Source organism: Vibrio sp. 10N.261.51.C6, assembly GCF_041471785.1.
GTDB classification, from domain to species: Bacteria; Pseudomonadota; Gammaproteobacteria; order Enterobacterales; family Vibrionaceae; genus Vibrio; species Vibrio crassostreae_C.
This window is the reverse complement of the sequence record NZ_JBFRPB010000059.1, coordinates 1-19716: the sequence shown is the minus strand read 5'-3', so window position 1 is coordinate 19716 and position 19716 is coordinate 1. Positions and strand designations below refer to the sequence as shown.

12 protein-coding genes are annotated in these 19716 nt (G+C 46.7%); 10 read left to right on the top strand and 2 right to left on the bottom strand.

Annotation, left to right across the window (positions count from 1 at the left end):
- Positions 1 to 25: 25 nt before the first annotated feature.
- Positions 26 to 979 (bottom strand): TIGR01212 family radical SAM protein, encoded by a 954-nt coding sequence (locus tag AB4375_RS16150; RefSeq protein ID WP_017062887.1) that lies wholly within the window; start codon positions 977 to 979, stop codon positions 26 to 28.
- A gap of 529 nt (positions 980 to 1508) precedes the next feature.
- Between AB4375_RS16150 and gltB (AB4375_RS16145) the strand changes: the two genes are divergently transcribed.
- The 10 genes from gltB (AB4375_RS16145) to AB4375_RS16100 all read left to right on the top strand — a co-directional run bounded on the left by gltB (AB4375_RS16145) (position 1509) and on the right by AB4375_RS16100 (position 18847).
- On the top strand, positions 1509 to 6056 hold the full coding sequence (gene gltB, locus AB4375_RS16145; protein WP_137001930.1) for a glutamate synthase large subunit: 4548 nt from the start codon (positions 1509 to 1511) through the stop codon (positions 6054 to 6056).
- Positions 6056 to 7525 carry a glutamate synthase subunit beta gene (locus AB4375_RS16140; RefSeq protein WP_372052004.1) on the top strand — a complete coding sequence of 490 codons (1470 nt, stop codon included), beginning with the start codon at positions 6056 to 6058 and terminating at the stop codon, positions 7523 to 7525. Before gltB (AB4375_RS16145) ends, AB4375_RS16140 begins: the two co-directional genes overlap by 1 nt.
- A gap of 428 nt (positions 7526 to 7953) precedes the next feature.
- Positions 7954 to 12417, top strand: a complete 4464-nt coding sequence (gene gltB, locus AB4375_RS16135) for a glutamate synthase large subunit (protein ID WP_372052002.1) — start codon at positions 7954 to 7956, stop codon at positions 12415 to 12417.
- A 16-nt stretch (positions 12418 to 12433) separates the two neighbouring features.
- Positions 12434 to 13846, top strand: a complete 1413-nt coding sequence (locus AB4375_RS16130) for an FAD-dependent oxidoreductase (protein WP_372052001.1) — start codon at positions 12434 to 12436, stop codon at positions 13844 to 13846.
- A 172-nt stretch (positions 13847 to 14018) separates the two neighbouring features.
- Entirely contained in the window at positions 14019 to 14447 is a 429-nt protein-coding gene (locus AB4375_RS16125) for a DUF1499 domain-containing protein (protein ID WP_017059301.1), read from the top strand.
- A 127-nt stretch (positions 14448 to 14574) separates the two neighbouring features.
- Positions 14575 to 15270 carry a 5'-methylthioadenosine/S-adenosylhomocysteine nucleosidase gene (gene mtnN, locus AB4375_RS16120; protein WP_012603226.1) on the top strand — a complete coding sequence of 232 codons (696 nt, stop codon included), beginning with the start codon at positions 14575 to 14577 and terminating at the stop codon, positions 15268 to 15270.
- Between the two features lie 10 nt (positions 15271 to 15280).
- On the top strand, positions 15281 to 16234 hold the full coding sequence (locus tag AB4375_RS16115; protein ID WP_372051999.1) for a cobalamin biosynthesis family protein: 954 nt from the start codon (positions 15281 to 15283) through the stop codon (positions 16232 to 16234).
- A 1-nt stretch (position 16235) separates the two neighbouring features.
- Complete coding sequence (gene btuF / locus AB4375_RS16110) at positions 16236 to 17105, top strand: vitamin B12 ABC transporter substrate-binding protein BtuF (protein WP_372051998.1); 870 nt, start codon at positions 16236 to 16238, stop codon at positions 17103 to 17105.
- Between the two features lie 74 nt (positions 17106 to 17179).
- Positions 17180 to 17797 carry a TRIC cation channel family protein gene (locus tag AB4375_RS16105; protein ID WP_017062893.1) on the top strand — a complete coding sequence of 206 codons (618 nt, stop codon included), beginning with the start codon at positions 17180 to 17182 and terminating at the stop codon, positions 17795 to 17797.
- A gap of 204 nt (positions 17798 to 18001) precedes the next feature.
- Positions 18002 to 18847: a LysR family transcriptional regulator gene (locus AB4375_RS16100; protein ID WP_017059296.1), complete on the top strand. Its 846-nt coding sequence runs from the start codon at positions 18002 to 18004 to the stop codon at positions 18845 to 18847.
- On the opposite strand, the gene AB4375_RS16095 is transcribed toward AB4375_RS16100, so the two are convergent.
- Positions 18798 to 19577, bottom strand: coding sequence for a TSUP family transporter (locus AB4375_RS16095; RefSeq protein WP_017059295.1), 780 nt, complete (start codon positions 19575 to 19577; stop codon positions 18798 to 18800). The two genes, AB4375_RS16100 and AB4375_RS16095, sit on opposite strands and share 50 nt — an antisense overlap.
- Positions 19578 to 19716: the final 139 nt, after the last annotated feature.

Below are 19716 nucleotides of genomic sequence, written 5' to 3'. Positions count from 1 at the left end.
TGTTACCTACAGTCACCCATTTCTATTAATTGGCCGCGTTTAAAACAGGCAACGTGTACTCGAATGCAGAGCCCGTTTTGATGCCTTGAGCACCGGTTTTATCCAACGAACGACCTATTTCAGTCATCGCTAACCAGCGGTTCTCACACCATAAAGGAGAAAGTAAGGTTGGGCGTCTCGCCGCTGAAGAAACACGGTGATAAACCACGTCCGCAGGCGTGCGTTGAATGATCTCACTCGCGATATCGATGTACTCTTCAAGGCTTGGGGCTTCTAGCTTTCCGGCCTTCCACGCCTTAGCCATGGTACTGCCCTCTACTATATGAAGGCCGTGCAGCTTAATACCATCGGTGCCAACGGCTAATACCTTGTCTAAGGTTTCAAGGTTATCCGCTTTGGTTTCTTTTGGTAGGCCAACAATCAGATGAGTACACACCTTGATACCTAAAGCGCGTGCGCGTTGGGTGATCGTTTCATACACTGCAAAATCGTGGCCGCGGTTAATTCGCTTGAGGGTTTTATCATTGGCGGTTTGCAGGCCAAGCTCGAGCCAAATCTCATAGCCTTGTTTAACGTAGCCCGCTAACAGATCCAACACCGCATCAGGCACACAGTCTGGTCGCGTACCAACACAAAGGCCGACGATCTCTGCACCGGGTGCTTTTAGCGCCTCTTCATACATATTCTTGAGCACTTGCACCTCAGCATAAGTGCTGGTGTACGCCTGAAAGTAAGCCAGATACTTCTTAGCACGAGCAATTTCACCCGCACGATCTTTTAGTTGTTCTGCAATACTCTGAACCTGAGTTTGTTCATCGGCAAAGGAAGCCACGTTACAAAACGTGCAACCTCCACGGCCAATTGTCCCGTCTCGGTTTGGGCAGCTGAAACCACCATGAAGCGTCAGCTTGTGAACCTTCTCGCCATAACGGCGTTGAAGGTCTTGGCCGATAGTATTGACCAACTCGTGTAATTGCATATTTTCAAAGCACTCAAGTAAATAAGAATGAATATCAGTCTTTTTTGAAAAAAAATTACATCCCTGCAAAATTCGACCAATTAGTTTACTCAAGGCTTTTTGCGAGCAACCTAACAAATATCAATAAACATGCAAAAAATCGGCTCTATTTGCCTAATGTTGCACATTTGTTAGGCATTAAATTCAAAATAAAACGAAAAAAATGGTCTACATGGGTCAACTTTCATTGCAATTCGCCTAGACAAAATTGTAGGATACTTACACATATTGGCTATTTTTGAGTATTTACTTACAACGAAAACTTGCTAATAAGTCGGTGATATCTAACTCCCACCTATATAAACCACTAGTTTGTGGTTAAAAATAAACAGGTATCACTAAGGATTGTTTTTCTCGCAATACTTTTCCTGCGAGATACGGAAAGGATTCAAACCGCCAGCATAGGCAGGTTTAGACCCATAAATATAAAAGGACAAGGCTGACTTTATACAAATAAGTTGCGCCTAGATTTAACTGGAAGGATGTATCTATGGTAGATCAAGAGCAGAACTCACAGGGTCTGTATACTCCTGAATTGGAGCATGACGCTTGTGGTATCGGTTTTGTTGCGCATCTAAAGAATCGCAAATCTCATGATGTAGTAACTCAAGCACTCGATATGCTTGCACGTATGGAACACCGTGGCGGCCAAGGCTGCGATCCGTGTTCTGGTGATGGTGCAGGTATCCTGCTACAGAAGCCGCACGAATTCTTACTAGAAGAAGCCGTAAAGCTTGGAATTAAGCTGCCATCTTTTGAAAAATATGGTGTTGGTGTTGTACTTTTCCCTAAAGATGAACACAAACGTGCACAGTGTCGTGACATTCTAGAACGCAATGCACAACGCCTTGAGTTAGAAGTTATCGGTTACCGTGAACTTCCAACGGACAATTCAATGATTGGTGCTGACCCACTAAGCACTGAACCTCAATTTGAACACGTATTTATTTCTGGCGGCCCTGGTATCACACCAGAAGAGCTTGAGCGTAAACTGTATGTTCTACGTAACTACACGGTTCGTGTATGCCTAGAAAGCGTTTCAAATATCGGTGATGACTTCTACATCAACTCTATGTCTTACAAGACATTGGTGTACAAAGGTCAGCTAACAACTGAACAAGTTCCTCAGTACTTCCTAGATCTGCAAAACCCAACCATGGTGACAGCTCTAGCACTAGTACACTCTCGCTTCTCTACCAATACATTCCCACGTTGGCGTCTAGCTCAGCCTTTCCGTTACATCGCGCACAATGGCGAAATCAATACGGTTCGCGGCAACCTGAACTGGATGAAAGCACGTGAAGCAATCCTAGAATCGGATCTGTTTACACAAGCTGAAATCGACATGCTGCTTCCTATCTGTCAGGAAGGTAGTTCGGATTCATCAAACTTCGATATGGCGCTTGAGCTACTTGTTCTTTCAGGTCGTACTCTGCCACACGCGTTGATGATGATGATCCCGGAAGCATGGCAAGAAAACAAAAACATGGATCCAACTCGTCGTGCGTTCTACCAGTACCACGCGAACGTAATGGAACCATGGGATGGCCCAGCATCAGTATGTTTCACCGATGGTGTTCAAGTAGGTGCAACACTTGACCGTAACGGTCTGCGTCCTTCTCGCTACACAGTAACTAAAGACGACTTCCTAGTAATGGCGTCTGAGTCTGGTGTTGTTGAGATTGCACCTGAAAACGTTGAGTACCGTGGTCGTCTACAACCAGGTCGTATCTTCGTTGCTGACCTTGAGCAAGGCCGCATCATTTCTGATCAAGAAGTGAAAGACAGCATTGCTAAAGCACAACCTTACGAAAAGTGGGTTGAAGAGAACCTTCTGAGCCTGAAAAAGCTACCGGATGCGAGCAACGAATTTAGCCAACCTTCTCCAGAGAAACTACTACACAAACAACAATCGTTTGGCGTGAGTTCTGAAGAAGTAAACGAAATCATTCTACCTCTTGCGAAAACAGGCTACGAGCCACTTTCTGCAATGGGTGCTGACTGGCCGCTAGCGATTCTTTCTCACCAATCGCAGCACCTTTCAAACTACTTCAAACAGTTGTTTGCACAAGTAACTAACCCGCCGATCGACCCGATTCGTGAGCGCATGGTTATGTCTCTGAACACTTACCTAGGTAAAGACCAGAACTTACTTGCTGAAACACCTGAGCACTGTCAAAAAGTAGAACTTGAGTCTCCAGTACTGTCTAACTCTGAGTTAGAAAAACTGCGTGCAATCGATAACGAGCACCTTCAGGCGAAGACGCTGGATATCGTATTCCAAGCAAATGGCGACCAAGGTAAGTTAGAGCGCGCACTTAAGCGTATCTGCCAATACGCAGAAGACGCAGTGATTGATGGCTACTCTATCATCCTACTGACAGACCGTGCGGTTAACTCTAACCATGCCGCTATTCCAGCAATGCTGGCGGTTGGCGCGGTTCACCACCACCTAATCCGTAAAGGTCTACGTGCTAAGTGTGACATCGTTGTTGAAACGGGCGACGCTCGTGAGACACACCACTTTGCAACGCTTATCGGTTATGGTGCAAACGCAGTTAACCCATACCTAGTTATTGAAACGATTGTTGAACTGCAACGCACTAAGAAGCTAGATCCAAACGTACACCCACGTGAGTTATTCGATAACTACCGTAAAGGTGTTAACGGCGGTCTACTTAAGATCTTCTCTAAGATGGGGATCTCTACGCTGCAGTCTTACCACGGTGCACAAATCTTTGAAGCACTTGGTGTTAGCAAATCAGTGGTTGAAAAATACTTCACCGGTACTGTTTCTCGTATCCAAGGTCTAACGATCGACGATATCGCGCGAGAAGTATTGGTTCGTCACCGTGTTGGTTACCCAGCTCGTGAAATTCCAGCTCAGATCCTTGATGTTGGTGGTGTTTACCAGTGGAAACAACGTGGTGAGAAACACTTATTCAACCCAGAAACGATTTCTCTACTTCAAGAATCGACGCGTAACAAAGATTACGGTCAGTTCAAGAAGTACGCAAAAGCAGTTGATGACCAAGGCGACAACGCAGCAACGCTACGTAGCCAACTGGACTTCATCAAGAACCCTGCAGGCTCTATTCCTCTAGCAGAAGTAGAACCAATCGAGAACATTCTTAAGCGTTTCGCAACCGGCGCAATGAGCTTTGGTTCAATCTCGCATGAGGCTCACTCAACACTGGCTGTTGCGATGAACCGCATTGGCGCGAAATCAAACTCAGGTGAAGGTGGTGAAGATCCAGCACGTTTCGAACGTAAAGAAAACGGCGACTGGGAACGTTCAGCAATCAAACAGGTGGCTTCTGGTCGCTTTGGTGTAACGTCTTACTACCTATCTAACGCTGATGAGCTACAAATCAAGATGGCTCAAGGTGCGAAACCGGGCGAAGGTGGTCAACTACCTGGTGATAAGGTTGATGACTGGATCGGCGCAACGCGTCACTCGACTCCGGGCGTAGGTCTTATCTCGCCACCGCCACACCACGATATCTACTCAATCGAAGATTTGGCTCAGCTGATCTACGATCTGAAAAACGCGAACCGTAATGGCCGTGTCAACGTGAAGCTAGTATCAGAAGCTGGCGTAGGTACGATTGCATCTGGTGTAGCGAAAGCGAAAGCTGACGTGGTACTTATCGCAGGTTTTGATGGTGGTACGGGTGCATCTCCGATGTCTTCTATCCGTCACACAGGTCTGCCTTGGGAGCTGGGTCTAGCGGAAACGCACCAAACACTACTGAAAAACGGCCTACGTAACCGTATCGTTGTTCAGTCTGATGGTCAGATGAAAACACCACGTGACCTTGCAGTAGCAACGTTACTTGGCGCTGAAGAATGGGGCGTAGCAACAGCAGCTCTAGTGGTTGAAGGCTGTATCATGATGCGTAAGTGTCACAAGAATACATGTCCTGTTGGTATCGCAACACAGAACAAGACTCTGCGTGAGCGTTTCGACGGCCGCGTAGAAGACGTAGTCACTTTCTTCCAATACATGGCTGAAGGCCTGCGTGAAGTAATGGCTGAACTTGGCTTCCGCTCTATCGATGAGATGGTTGGTCAATCGCACAAACTTAAAGTTCGTGATGACATCGGTCACTGGAAGTACAAGAACCTAGATCTAACACCGGTACTGCACATCGAGCAGGCGCGTGAAGAAGATGGTATCTACAACCAGACACAACAAAACCACAACCTAGAAGACGTTCTAGACCGCAAGTTGATTCAAGCTGCGATTCCAGCGCTTGAGAAAGGCGAAGCCGTGAATGCAAGCTTCCCTATCATCAACACGGACCGCTCTGCAGGTACCATGCTGTCGAACGAAATCTCGAAGGTTTACAAAGACCAAGGTTTACCACAACCAATGAACGTTAAGTTCCACGGTAGTGCTGGCCAATCTTTCGGTGCGTTCCTTGCGAAAGGCGTTAAGTTCGAAGTAGAAGGCGACGCGAACGATTACTGGGGTAAAGGTCTGTCTGGCGGTACTTTGGTACTGTACCCAGATGCGAAATCGACTATCGTTGCTGAAGACAACATCGTGGTAGGTAACGTATGTTTCTACGGTGCGACTTCAGGTGAGTCTTTCATTCGCGGTATGGCTGGCGAACGTTTCTGTGTTCGTAACTCTGGTGCTAAGGTTGTTGTTGAAGGCGTTGGTGACCACGGTTGTGAATACATGACTGGCGGTGTTGCGATTATCCTTGGTTCAACAGGTCGTAACTTTGCTGCGGGCATGAGTGGCGGTGTGGCTTATGTATGGGATAAAGCGGGTGACTTCGAAACCAAGCTGAACTCTGAACTTGTAGACCTAGATCCAATTGAACAAGAAGATAAAGATCTTCTACTAGATATGCTAACGAAGCATGTTGAATTCACAGGAAGTGAAGTTGCTCAGTCTTTCCTAGACAACTTTGAAGCAAGTGTTGCATCGCTAGTTAAAGTAATGCCACGCGACTACAAAGCGGTTCTTGAAAAGCGTAAAGCTGAAGCACAACAGGCACAAACGGAAGAAGTGGAGGCAGTATAATGGGTAAGCCTACTGGATTTTTAGAACACGGTCGTGAGCTTCCAAAGAAGCTCGACCCGTCAGTTCGAATTGAAGACAACAAAGAGTTCGTACTTAACGAAGAGTTTGGTGAAAAGATCAATACTCAAGCCTCTCGTTGTATGGACTGTGGCGTACCTTTCTGTCACAACGGCTGTCCGATTGGTAACATCATCCCAGAATTCAATGATGCGGTTTACCGTGACAGCTGGGAAGAGGCTTGGAATATCCTAAGCTCTACCAACAACTTCCCTGAGTTTACCGGTCGTGTTTGTCCTGCTCCTTGTGAAAGTGCCTGTGTTCTTGGTATCAACCAAGACCCAATCACTATCTGTAATATCGAGAAAACGATTGTTGAAACTGCGTACCGTGAAGGGTACGCAAAACCTAAAACACCACGCTCTCGCACAGGTAAAACTGTCGCAGTTATCGGTTCAGGTCCTGCTGGCTTAGCCGCAGCGGAGCAGCTAAACAGCGCTGGTCACTCGGTAACGGTATTTGAACGTGACGAGAAAGTCGGTGGTCTACTTCGCTTCGGTATCCCAGACTTCAAACTGGGTATGGACGTGATTGATCGTAAGATCAACCTAATGGCTGAAGCGGGCGTTGAGTTTAAAGTTAACCAACACATCGGTGTTGATGTTAACGCTCAGCAGCTACGCCAAGAGTTTGATGTGGTATTGCTAACGGGTGGTTCTACGGTTCCACGTGACTTGCCAATCCCTGGTCGTGAGTTGAAAGGCGTTCACTTTGCCATGGAATTCCTTGGTCAAAACAACCGCCGTGCTAACAACCTAGATCTTAAAACAGAAGAGATTCACGCTAAAGATAAGCACGTTGTGGTTATCGGTGGTGGTGATACTGGTTCTGACTGTGTGGGCACATCAAACCGTCATAAGGCAGCGAGCATTACTCAGGTTGAGATCATGCCGATCCCACCAGAGAAGCGCCCTGCAAACATGCCTTGGCCTCAATACCCAATGATCATGAAAACCACCACTTCTCACGAAGAAGGTTGTGAACGTCACTGGAACATCTTAACCAAAGAGTTCATCGGTAACGAGCAAGGTCAAGTGACGGGTCTACGTATTGCTGACATCGTTTGGCAAGATGCGAAACCAGGTGAGCGTCCAGGCTTTGATGAAGTCACGAACTCTGAACGTGTTATTCCTTGTGACATGGCATTCCTAGCAATGGGCTTCTTACACCCTGAGCCAACCGGCGTGCTTGCTCAACTAGACATTAAACTGGACGAGCGCGGTAACGTCGCTTCTGAAGGTTTTGCAACGAACCAGAAAGGCGTTTTCGCTGCTGGTGATATGCGTACTGGTCAATCTCTAGTTGTACGTTGTATTAATGAAGGTCGTGAATGTGCAATTGCGATTGATGACTTCTTAATGGGTAACTCAAACTTAGAAGCGAAAGCTGATTCACTCATGCTTTCCGCATAATATTTCTCGGGCTAACGTCAATTACGTTAGCCTAGAGGAAAAGCAATACCCTTCCTAACTTTTATATTTGGCTAGCACTCGATGCTAGCCTTTTTTCTATCTGGCCTTTGGCGTTTTCAAAATCATCCTGTTGTATATGTTAAATCCCGTTAACATTTACCTTATATATCTCATTGATATCCATCGACTATTTTAGATTATTAAGTGGCTAATCGCGTTTATGCATGATAATTAACCATGAACTTGACCTTAAACACAATTAGCTATACGTTGTAAAGCTGATGAAAATAAAATCAATCGGTTTTGTTAACACAACCAATAACGTTTTAACTGGCTAAAGCAAACTATCAGTTTATAAAAAACAACAAGTATATGAATAGTTAGTCATTTACTGTCTGGATGACAGAGAAGCAAAAGGGAGAATTGCAATGGCTCTATATGATCCTAGTCTTGAAAAAGACAACTGTGGATTTGGTTTAATAGCGCAAATGGAAGGCCAACCTAGTCATAAGTTGGTAAGAACTGCTATTTCAGCCCTCGATCGCATGACACACCGTGGTGGTATCGCTGCGGATGGTAAAACCGGGGATGGCTGTGGCTTATTACTACAGAAGCCTGACTCTTATCTCAGAATTATTGCTGAAGAGAATAACTTCAAGCTCGGCAAGCAATACGCTGTCGGCATGATTTTCTTCAGCCAAGATCCAATCAAAGCGCAATCCGCGCAAGACATCGTCAATAAAGAGCTCGCTCAAGAGACCTTAACGGTTGCAGGTTGGCGCGTAGTACCGACCAACACCGACGTATTAGGTCCGATTGCAAAAGATTCTGTTCCAAACATTCAACAAGTCTTTATCTCAGCACCTGCAGGCTGGCGTGAGCGTGACATCGAACGCCGCCTATATATTGCTCGTCGCAGAATTGAAAAGCAGATCACCGAAGACAAAGATTTCTATATTTGTAGCCTTTCGACACAAGTCATGGTTTACAAAGGCTTGTGTATGCCGGCCGATCTTCCGCGATTTTACCTCGATCTTGCTGACTTACGTATGGAATCGGCGATATGTCTGTTCCACCAGCGTTTCTCAACCAATACTCAACCACGTTGGCCACTGGCTCAACCATTCCGCTATTTAGCACACAATGGTGAGATCAATACCATTGAAGGTAACCGTCAGTGGGCTAAGGCTCGTGCCTATAAATTCTCTTCGCCGTTGCTGCCAGACTTACAAACCGCCGCACCCTTTGTGAATGAGACAGGCTCAGATTCATCAAGCCTAGATAACATGCTCGACCTGTTCCTTGCCGGTGGTATGGATGTGTTCCGAGCGATGCGCATGCTTGTGCCGCCCGCTTGGCAAAACCACCCAGATATGGACCCAGATCTGCGTGCATTCTACGACTTCAACTCAAAGCACATGGAACCGTGGGATGGTCCTGCTGGTATCGTACTTTCAGATGGTCGTTACGCTGCGTGTAACCTAGATAGAAACGGCCTGCGTCCTGCGCGTTATGTGATTACCAAAGACAATCTAATCACGCTCGCATCAGAAGTCGGTATCTGGAACTACGCACCGGATGAAGTAGCAGAGAAAGGCCGTGTTGGCCCGGGCGAACTGTTGGTAGTAGATACTCGCCGCGGCAAGCTATGGCAATCTAATGAGATCGACAATGACCTCAAAGGCCGCCACCCATATCAAGAGTGGATGGAAAAGAACGTTCACAAGTTAACGCCATTTTCTGCGCTGCAAGATGACCAGGTGGGTAAGCGTAGCTTTGACGATGATACGCTCAAGACCTACCAAAAACAGTTTGCGATGAGCAACGAAGAGTCCGACCAAGTGCTGCGTGTGCTTGGTGATATGGGGCAAGAAGCAGTAGGCTCAATGGGCGACGACACGCCAATGGCTGTGCTCTCTTCAAAAGAACGCTTGGTCACTGATTACTTCCGTCAAAAGTTTGCACAAGTCACCAACCCACCGATTGATCCATTGCGTGAAAAACACGTGATGTCTTTGGCGACCAGTATTGGTAAAGAGATGAACGTGTTCTGTGAAACAGACGGTCACGCCTATCGTGTCACGTTTGATTCACCAGTACTGCTTTACTCAGACATGCAGCAGCTTCTGCAGTTGAGTCAAAAACATTATCGTCATGTCATTCTCAGCATGCACTACGACCCGAATAACCAAGATCTAGAACAAGCAATCAAAGCAGTATGTGATAGCGCCGAACAAGAAGTCAGCGAAGGTGCGGTTTTAGTTGTGCTGTCGGACAAAGGTTTAGAGAAAGGAAAACTACCGATCCCTGCAGCCATGTTGGTTGGTGCGGTGCAAACAAGGCTTGCTGATACCAACCTGCGTTGTGATGCCAACATCGTTGTTGAGACAGCAACTGCGCGCGACCCACACCAATTTGCTGTGCTGCTTGGCTTCGGTGCAACCGCGGTTTACCCATACCTCGCTTATGAAGCGTTAGGTAAAATGTTGGATGATGGCTCTTTAGATAAAGATTATCGTGCCGCAATGCAAAATTACCAAAACGGCATCAACAAAGGTCTGTACAAGATCATGTCGAAGATGGGAATTTCAACCATTGCCTCTTATCGCTGTTCACAGCTTTTCGAAGCCATTGGCCTTCATTCCGATGTTGTTGAGCTCTGTTTCCGCGGAGTTACCACTCGAATCCAAGGCGCAAGCTTTAGCGATTTCCAGCAAGATATCTATAACTTATCTCGTAAAGCCTGGACTAAGCGTAAGCCAATCGAGCACGGTGGTTTACTCAAATACGTACACGGCGGCGAATATCACGCCTATAACCCTGATGTGGTTGGCACTCTGCAAACTGCAGTAAAAACAGGTGAGACATCGGATTATCTCTCTTTTGCTAAGCAAGTAAATGCTCGTCCAGCTGCGATGTTACGCGACTTAATGAGCCTCAAAAAAGCCGATCAGCCTCTACCACTAGAGCAAGTCGAGCCTAACAGCGATCTGTTTAAACGCTTCGACTCTGCGGCAATGTCGATCGGTGCTTTGAGCCCAGAAGCGCATGAAGCATTAGCAATGGCGATGAACCGCTTGGGTGGTTACTCAAACTCTGGTGAAGGTGGTGAAGACCCTCGACGCTTTGGTACTGACCGTAACTCTCGTATCAAGCAGATAGCTTCCGGTCGTTTTGGTGTGACGCCACATTACTTAACCAATGCGGATGTTTTGCAGATCAAGGTCGCGCAAGGTGCGAAGCCTGGAGAAGGTGGTCAACTGCCCGGCCATAAAGTTACCGCAGAAATCGCTAAGCTGAGATATTCAGTTCAAGGGGTGACACTGATCTCCCCTCCTCCACATCACGATATTTATTCTATCGAGGATCTAGCGCAGCTGATTTTCGACCTTAAACAAGTGAACCCTAAAGCCTTGGTTTCAGTAAAGTTAGTATCGGAACCGGGTGTAGGCACGATTGCAACTGGTGTAGCGAAAGCCTATGCCGATCTGATCACCATTTCTGGCTACGATGGCGGTACCGCGGCAAGCCCTCTAACCTCGGTAAAATACGCAGGTTGCCCTTGGGAGCTTGGCTTAGCAGAAACTCAACAAGCACTGGTTGCTAACGGGCTTCGTCATAAGATCCGCCTGCAAGTCGATGGTGGTTTAAAAACTGGCCTTGATGTGATTAAAGGTGCGATTCTCGGTGCAGAAAGCTTTGGTTTTGGTACCGCGCCAATGGTCGCAATGGGTTGTAAGTTCTTACGAATTTGTCACCTAAACAACTGTGCGACGGGTGTTGCGACTCAAGATGAAACACTACGCCGCGAATACTTCAAAGGCCTGCCAGACATGGTGGTGAACTACTTTACAGGCCTAGCCGATGAAGTTCGCCAATACCTTGCAGAACTCGGCGTAGAAAAACTCACGGACCTGATTGGTCGTACTGACTTACTTGAAGCCGTTCAAGGCCTCACCGCGAAACAGAACAAGCTCGATCTCTCTTCAATACTCGAAGCTCCGGTATCTCCAGAAGGTCACCCACTGTTTTGGACCGAGCCAAACGCACCATTTGATAAAGCTCAGCTCAACCAGCAGATTCTGGATGATGCACTCGATGCAATTGAGAAACGTCAATCCACCAGCCTTTACTACAACGTGATCAACACAGACCGCTCGATTGGTGCTCGTATCTCTGGTGAAATTGCTAAGCGATACGGCAACCAAGGGATGGCAGGTTCACCAATCAAGTTATATCTCGACGGTACCGCAGGTCAGTCTTTTGCGGTTTGGAACGCAGGCGGCGTTGAGCTTTACCTAACAGGCGATGCCAATGACTATGTTGGCAAAGGCATGGCTGGCGGCAAAGTGGTTATCAAGCCTCACCAAGGCACCGCATTTACTTGTAACGAAGCGACCATCATAGGCAACACCTGTTTGTATGGTGCAACCGGAGGCAAGCTATTTGCAGCAGGAACTGCAGGCGAGCGATTTGGCGTACGTAACTCAGGTACCGTCGCTGTGATTGAAGGCGCAGGCGACAACGCTTGTGAATACATGACAGGCGGTATTGTAGCGATTCTTGGCGCAACCGGAGTGAACTTCGGCGCAGGTATGACAGGTGGTTTTGCTTATGTGATGGATAAAAACGAAGACTTCCAAGGCCGAGTGAACAACGAATCGGTTGAGGCACTTTCTCTGTCTGATCTATACATCCACCAAGAACATCTGCGTGGCTTAATTGCAGAGCACTTAGAAGAGACTGGCTCAGTACACGCTGAAGCTATTCTGGCGAACTTTGATGAATGGATTCCGAAGTTCTACCTAGTGAAGCCGAAGACGGCGGACCTTAATACCTTGCTCGGTCATCAAAGCCGCAGCTCTGCTGAACTTCGTGTTCAAGCGCAATAATTGGAAGGAGCCAATAATGAGCCAGAATGTATACCAATTTATTGATGTGAATCGCGTAGATCCAGCGAAGAAACCAATCAAAATTCGTAAGATTGAGTTTGTAGAGATCTACGAACCTTTCACTAAACAACAAGCTAAGGCGCAAGCTGACCGCTGTTTAGACTGTGGTAATCCTTACTGTGAATGGAAGTGCCCAGTCCACAACTACATCCCTCAATGGCTCAAGCTTGCCAATGAAGGGCGCATTATCGAAGCGGCTGAACTGTCCCACCAAACCAACAGCTTGCCTGAGGTTTGCGGACGAGTTTGTCCTCAAGACCGTTTGTGTGAAGGCTCTTGTACCCTCAACGACGATTTCGGCGCAGTAACCATCGGCAACATTGAAAAATACATCAATGACAAAGCGTTTGAGATGGGTTGGAAGCCAGACATGTCGCATGTCGAATGGACTGATAAAAAGGTCGCAATCATCGGTGCAGGCCCCGCAGGTCTTGCTGCTGCTGATATCTTAGTTCGAAACGGTGTGAAGGCCGTAGTATTTGACCGCTATCCGGAGATCGGTGGCCTGCTCACGTTTGGTATCCCATCGTTCAAACTAGAGAAAGGCATCATGGAAAACCGTCGCCGTATCTTTAGTGGTATGGGTGTCGAATTTAAGATGAATACCGAAGTCGGTAAAGACGTTCAACTACAACAACTAGTCGATGACTACGATGCTGTCTTCTTAGGTGTCGGTACCTATAAAAACATGCGTGCTGGGTTAGATAACGAAGACGCACCGGGCGTTTATGATGCACTGCCATTCCTTGTTTCCAATACCTACAAGGTCATGGAACTGGATAACCCAACACCATTCATCGACATGAAAGGCAAAAAAGTGGTTGTGCTCGGTGGTGGTGATACGGCGATGGACTGCGTTCGAACCTCTATTCGTCAGAATGCGGCAGATGTGGTGTGTGCTTACCGCCGAGATGAAGCCAACATGCCAGGTTCTCGCCGTGAGGTAAAAAATGCACGTGAAGAGGGGGTGAAGTTCAAGTTCAACCTACAACCTATCGGCTTAGAGCTTAACAGCGCTGGTCATGTGGTTGGTGTGAAATTCGTGAAAACCGCTTTGGGTGAGCCTGATGAAGCAGGCCGTCGTCGTCCAGAACCTGTCGAAGGCAGTGAGCATGTTCTTGAGGCTGATGCCGTAATTATGGCATTTGGTTTCCAACCTCATACGATGGAATGGCTAGAACCTTTCGGTGTGGAGCTCGATCAGTGGGGTCGTATCAAGGCTCCCGGTAAACAAGAGTTTCAATACCAAACCACCAACAGCAAGATCTTTGCAGGTGGCGATGCGGTTCGAGGATCTGACTTGGTAGTAACCGCTATCGATGAGGGCCGTAAAGCCGCAGAAGGGATCTTGGATTACCTAGAAGTGTGACTAATCTAAGGTTTCCTTTATTACTCAGGCCGTTACTATAAAAAAGGGATCCAATGATGGATCCTTTTTTGAATTAGATACGTTTATCACAAGCATATCGAAAAATACGTAAAACAATCGCAAACAAGCCAATACCTATAACTACAATTAAAACAACGCCATAGGAAACATTATGAAAAAAGCAGCTCTCCTCTCGTTATCACTTTTAACGTTAACCGCTTGCAGCCAAGGAATCACGGACATGAAAGACAGAACTTCATCACCTTGTGGAGACAAACCAAACTGCGTATCAACTCAAGATGATCGTGAGCAACATGCATTGGCCGCGTTTGAGTTGTCAGATTCAGCGAGCTTAGATGCGATTGAGCAGGTTGCGCTAACCTTACCGGGATCAAAAACCGCGAGTAAAACAGAAGATTATCTGCGTGTTGAATGTACTTCGCGCATCATGCGTTTTGTCGATGACTTAGAACTTAAAATCACGGATGGCAAACTGATCGTGCGTTCAGAGTCTCGTACTGGCCATTCTGATTTTGGCGTAAACCGAAAACGAGCTGAACAACTTCGTGCTAGCTTGAAAAGCGAAGGCCTAATCAAATAGATAAAAGAATACGCAGATAAATCGCTACTATTCGGATGAGAAGTGCCTCTGGGCAGTCGCTCGACACTTCTTATCCATGCTACAATTTCGCTCTACTGTTTAAATATTATTTATTAAGAGACTACACATGAAAATCGGCATCATTGGCGCAATGGAGCAAGAAGTTGCGATCCTAAAAGCAGCAATTTCAGACATTACTGAAGTTAATAAAGGCGGTTGTACCTTTTTCTCTGGTCAGCTAAATGGTGTTGACGTTGTTTTGCTTCAATCTGGCATTGGTAAAGTAGCAGCGGCTGTTGGTACTTCAATCCTACTAAGCGAATACCAACCAGATGTCGTTCTTAACACGGGCTCTGCTGGCGGTTTTGATTCAACACTGAACCTTGGCGATGTGGTTATCTCAACTGAAGTTCGTCACCACGATGCAGACGTTACAGCTTTCGGTTACGAAATCGGCCAAATGGCAGGTCAGCCTGCAGCGTTCAAAGCTGACGACAAACTGATGGCTGTTGCTGAACAAGCTCTAGCACAAATGGAAGATAAGCATGCCGTTCGCGGTCTTATCTGTACTGGCGACGCATTTGTTTGCACAGCAGAACGCCAAGAATTCATCCGCAAGCACTTCCCATCTGTTGTTGCTGTAGAGATGGAAGCATCGGCTATCGCTCAAGCTTGTCACCAATTCCAAGTACCATTCGTGGTTGTTCGTGCAATCTCTGATGTTGCAGACAAAGAATCACCAATGAGCTTCGAAGAGTTCCTGCCACTAGCAGCGCAAAGCTCTTCTGAAATGGTTATCAAGATGGTTGCCCTACTAAAGTAAGCGACTAGACATGCAAACACTGTTTGATCAGGTATTTGCAAATGGCGTGCTCCTTGTGATGTGGGGAGCACTGCTTTTTCATTTAATTTTACCTATCCCCCATGCCGCACACCCCACTACCTTATGGCATAAGTTTGCTGAACTTTTAGCAACCAAGGTTAATAACAACCACAACTATTCCCAAAGCTTAATCTCAGGCACATTAGCCTGGGGGTTAATGGTACTGCCAACTCTGGTTATTCTCTTGGCACTGCAACCATTGGTTTGGCAATCTCAACTGTTTGAATTGGCACTGTTATTACTCGCGATTGATTGGCGCAATAATGAAAAGCTGGCTAACCAACTGATCAAAGTACTTGGCCGAGAAGATAAAGCGGCCGCTCGTCAGTTACTGGCTCCGATTGTCAATCGTCAAACCGAATCACTTTCGTCACTTGGCCTCGGCAAAGCCGCCACAGAAACCATAATCATGGGTTACGCTCGTAACGTAGTTTGTGTGTTGTTCTGGTACGCCATTGGTGGTGGAATCGCTGCGTTAATGTATCGCCTTGTGGTCGAGTTAGCTCGAGCTTGGTCGCCAAGTCGCAAGCAGTTTTCTCCTTTCGGCTCAACGGCAATCAAGATCGTCGCTATCCTAGAACTTATACCAATGCGCTTATTTGCCTTGATGATCGTCTTTGGTGATAAAGCAACGCACACATTTAAGATGATGCTAGTCCAAAGTCGCTCTTGGCCACTACCCGGCCCAGCCTGGTTAATCACGGCTGTTGGCAACAAGCTGGAGTTATCATTAGGTGGCCCTGCGATTTACGACAACACTAAAGCCATTCGCGCAAAATTAGGCGGAAGAATCGCACCGTCAGCTCTGCATCTATCTCAGGTTCAGAAACTACTCTTTGGTCGCATCGCTATCTGGATATTTTTACAAAGCCTAGCCTTACTATTTATTCACCAAGGGATTTAGAGTGAAACCTTCAGCACTTGTTACAAGCCTTACTATTTTGTCTTCCAGCTTATGGCTGCCTTTATCATTTGCAGAAGAAGCACCACGGACTCAAGAACAAGTACAGCTGGCTCAACGCGTAGTCAGCCTTGCTCCTCATGCCACTGAACTCGCGTACAGCGCTGGTTTAGGCAACAACGTTGTTGCCGTAAGTGAACGAAGTGATTACCCACCACAAGCCGATAAGCTTGAAAAAGTGGCAAACTATCAAGGTATCAAGGTTGAGAAGATCATCGCACTTCAGCCTGATTTGATTCTTGCGTGGCCAGCGGGAAACCCGCCCAGAGAGCTCGCGAAACTAGAGCAATTTGGTTTTAATATTTACTACTCCAAGACCAAAAGCCTAGACAGTATCGCAACCAATATTGAACAACTGAGCGAATACGCTAGCGATCCAAGCATTGGCGAAAATAACGCTCAGCAATACAGAGAGCAGCTCAACGCGTTGAGACTAGAATACAAAGATGCCGAGCCAGTAAACTACTTCTACCAGCTCAGTGAAAAGCCGATCATCACTGTTGCTCAAGGACACTGGCCAAGTGAGGTGTTTGAGTTTTGTGGTGGCCACAATATTTTTGAAGACAGCGCCTCTCCCTATCCGCAAGTTGGTATTGAACAAGTTGTATTAAGAAAACCGCAAGTAATCTTCACTTCTCAGCACGCGATTGAGAATGGAACCATGTGGCAAACATGGGAAGATGAGATCCCAGCTGTCGCTCAAAATCAGATTTGGTCCCTCAATTCTGACTGGATTAATCGCCCGACAACGAGAACTTTGAAAGCGATCCAACAAGTGTGCGATTTCTTTGATAGAGCTAGGCAAAATCACTAACTATTTGCTGCGTTTTTTCGTACAATTCGCCACCGACCTGTCCCTACAATTTTAACTATAAGAGCACCAGTATCATGGACTCCATGCTGCTTTATATTATCGATTTATTTGGCACTGCCATCTTTGCCGTCTCAGGCGTATTTGTCGCTGGCCGTCTTAAGATGGATCCCTTTGGCGTCGCCGTTCTAGGCAGTGTAACCGCGATTGGCGGCGGCACAATTCGTGACATGGCATTGGGTGCAACTCCCGTGTTTTGGATCACCGATACCACCTACCTTTGGGTCATCATCATCACCTGTTTGCTGACCATGATTATTGTAAGACGCCCGAAACGTCTGGCTTGGTGGATATTGCCGGTATGTGATGCGATTGGCCTAGCGGTGTTTGTTGGCATTGGTGTAGAAAAAGCACTTATCTATCAAGATTCAGCACTAGTGGCGATCATCATGGGTGTCATCACCGGCTGCGGTGGCGGTATTATCCGCGACGTACTTGCCCGTGAAGTGCCTATGATTCTAAGAAGTGAAGTCTACGCGACCGCTTGTATCATTGGTGGTACTTTCCATACCATGGCGATCAGCATGGGGCACGATTCAGAAACTGCATTTCTGGCCGGCGTGTTCTCAACACTATTGATAAGGCTTGGCGCTATTCGTTGGCATTTATCATTGCCGACCTTCGCCATCAAATAAGCTAACGTTACAAAGTGAAAGGCTCCGTAAAGGAGCCTTTCTTAATTTGAGCTCCCCAACACAATTATTATGCTCTCGCGCTACACGTGCGAGCATAGCTAAAAATACCTAACTTGGTTCAAAGCTTTAGTTTCAAGACTAGAGAATGAATGTTGTTTGAGGTAATTTGAAACAATCATTCCCAAATTTCATGAATATAACCCAATGCTACTCGAAGGAATCGAAACTCTACTGGTATTGAGTAAAGCAAAGACCATGAGCCGCACAGGCAGTTTGCTTTATATCAGCCAATCAGCGGTCAGCAAACGGATTGCGAATTTAGAAAAGAAGCTAGGTAAAAAGCTCATTGAACCGAGTGGCCGACAGATAAAACTCACGCCAGATGCGATAGCATTAATAGAGAGTATTGGCCCGACATTCAATGAACTTCGCGGGCTTATTTATGAACAGCAAGAGTTGGAAGATACTACTCTCATCACCCTAGACAGCTCTAAGTCTCTGATAGCCGGTTATTTAGGTGAGATGATGGGCCAGTTCATCCAGCAAGATAAGTACATCACCATTACCACCAACCACACGCCGAGAATCATAGAGCGAGTGCAATCTGGTAAGGCGACCTTGGGGTTGTGTGCTGGCTTACTGCCACCGCATCATGGGTTGATGACCTTCCATCTATTTGATGAGCCGTTTTACATAGTGAGTAAGTCACCGCTAACGGAGCTTCCTCCAATGGTCATCACTAACGACATGACCAACCCTGCCAATTCTTATCAACTTTCTGTATTAGAGAAGTTTGGTATCAAACCCTTGATGGAGATGGATGCCTACACCGCAGCGGCTCAACTTGCATTGGGCGGGACTGGGCCAGCGTTAATACCGCTCTCTATCGTAAAAACACTCAATATTGAGCCTCAATATCTGTATAGCTTCACCGAATTAGCAGGCTTGATTCGGCCGATTCATATCTGTGTCAGACCAAATAGTTACCAGTCTCCACGAGTTAAAACACTGATAGAATCGATTGTTGATGCTGTTCCCAAAGCAGTTTAGACGCCATTAGCATCGACATCACGATCACAAGGGGGCGAATCCATTTCTGCCCTTTTGTCACCACCACTTTAGCGCCAAGCTGAGCGCCCATAAATCCACCGACCGCCATCACTAATCCCAACTCCCAAATAGGCAAACCAGCCAAAATAAAGAAAATTAAGGCAGCGATATTCGAGGTAAAGTTAAGTACTTTAGTACGCGCCGTAGCATCGACTAACGAGAAGTGACCAATAGCAACAAAGCAGACGGTGAAGATAGAACCTGTTCCTGGGCCAAAAAAGCCATCATAGAAACCCACGCCGCCACCAATACACAGAGCAAACATCGCCTCAGAGATCTTCTGTTTTCCTTCAGACGCTCTAGTTTGGGGTGCCAACAGGAAATAGAGAGAGATAGCGATAAGCAGCAGTGGGATAACACTGGTCAGTAGGCTCGCATCAATGTGCTGGACTAACTCAGCGCCAATTGCAGAGCCAATAAAGGTACAAAAGATAGCAAGGCGCATCTCTTTGATGCTGACGATACCGTTGCGCACGAAATACCAACTCGCAGAGAAGCTGCCAAATGAGCTTTGGAGTTTGTTGGTTGCCAATGCCTGCGTCGGTGGAACTCCAGCCGCTAGCAATGCAGGTAGAGTCAGTAACCCACCGCCGCCAGCCATTGCATCAATAAAGCCTGCTGCCGTTGCAACAACAAACAAGATAGCCAATATTTCTAGAGTGATTTCCATATACCCAACGCCTTAAAGTCCTGTGTAGCGACAAGTTACAACTCACGGCAGACGAGCAATAACGAAACACAAGATTCTAACCTATTCCAAATATTCATCATTAAGTTACCGCGGAATAACAGAATCGAGTAGGAGGAGG

Coding starts and splice junctions, on each gene's coding strand:
- AB4375_RS16105 (WP_017062893.1), top strand. CDS start 17,180: ATGGACTCCATGCTGCTTTATATTATCGATTTATTTGGCACTGCCATC.
- AB4375_RS16130 (WP_372052001.1), top strand. CDS start 12,434: ATGAGCCAGAATGTATACCAATTTATTGATGTGAATCGCGTAGATCCA.
- AB4375_RS16100 (WP_017059296.1), top strand. CDS start 18,002: ATGCTACTCGAAGGAATCGAAACTCTACTGGTATTGAGTAAAGCAAAG.
- AB4375_RS16115 (WP_372051999.1), top strand. CDS start 15,281: ATGCAAACACTGTTTGATCAGGTATTTGCAAATGGCGTGCTCCTTGTG.
- gltB (WP_372052002.1), top strand. CDS start 7,954: ATGGCTCTATATGATCCTAGTCTTGAAAAAGACAACTGTGGATTTGGT.
- mtnN (WP_012603226.1), top strand. CDS start 14,575: ATGAAAATCGGCATCATTGGCGCAATGGAGCAAGAAGTTGCGATCCTA.
- AB4375_RS16095 (WP_017059295.1), bottom strand. CDS start 19,577: ATGGAAATCACTCTAGAAATATTGGCTATCTTGTTTGTTGTTGCAACG.
- AB4375_RS16125 (WP_017059301.1), top strand. CDS start 14,019: ATGAAAAAAGCAGCTCTCCTCTCGTTATCACTTTTAACGTTAACCGCT.
- AB4375_RS16150 (WP_017062887.1), bottom strand. CDS start 979: ATGCAATTACACGAGTTGGTCAATACTATCGGCCAAGACCTTCAACGC.
- gltB (WP_137001930.1), top strand. CDS start 1,509: ATGGTAGATCAAGAGCAGAACTCACAGGGTCTGTATACTCCTGAATTG.
- AB4375_RS16140 (WP_372052004.1), top strand. CDS start 6,056: ATGGGTAAGCCTACTGGATTTTTAGAACACGGTCGTGAGCTTCCAAAG.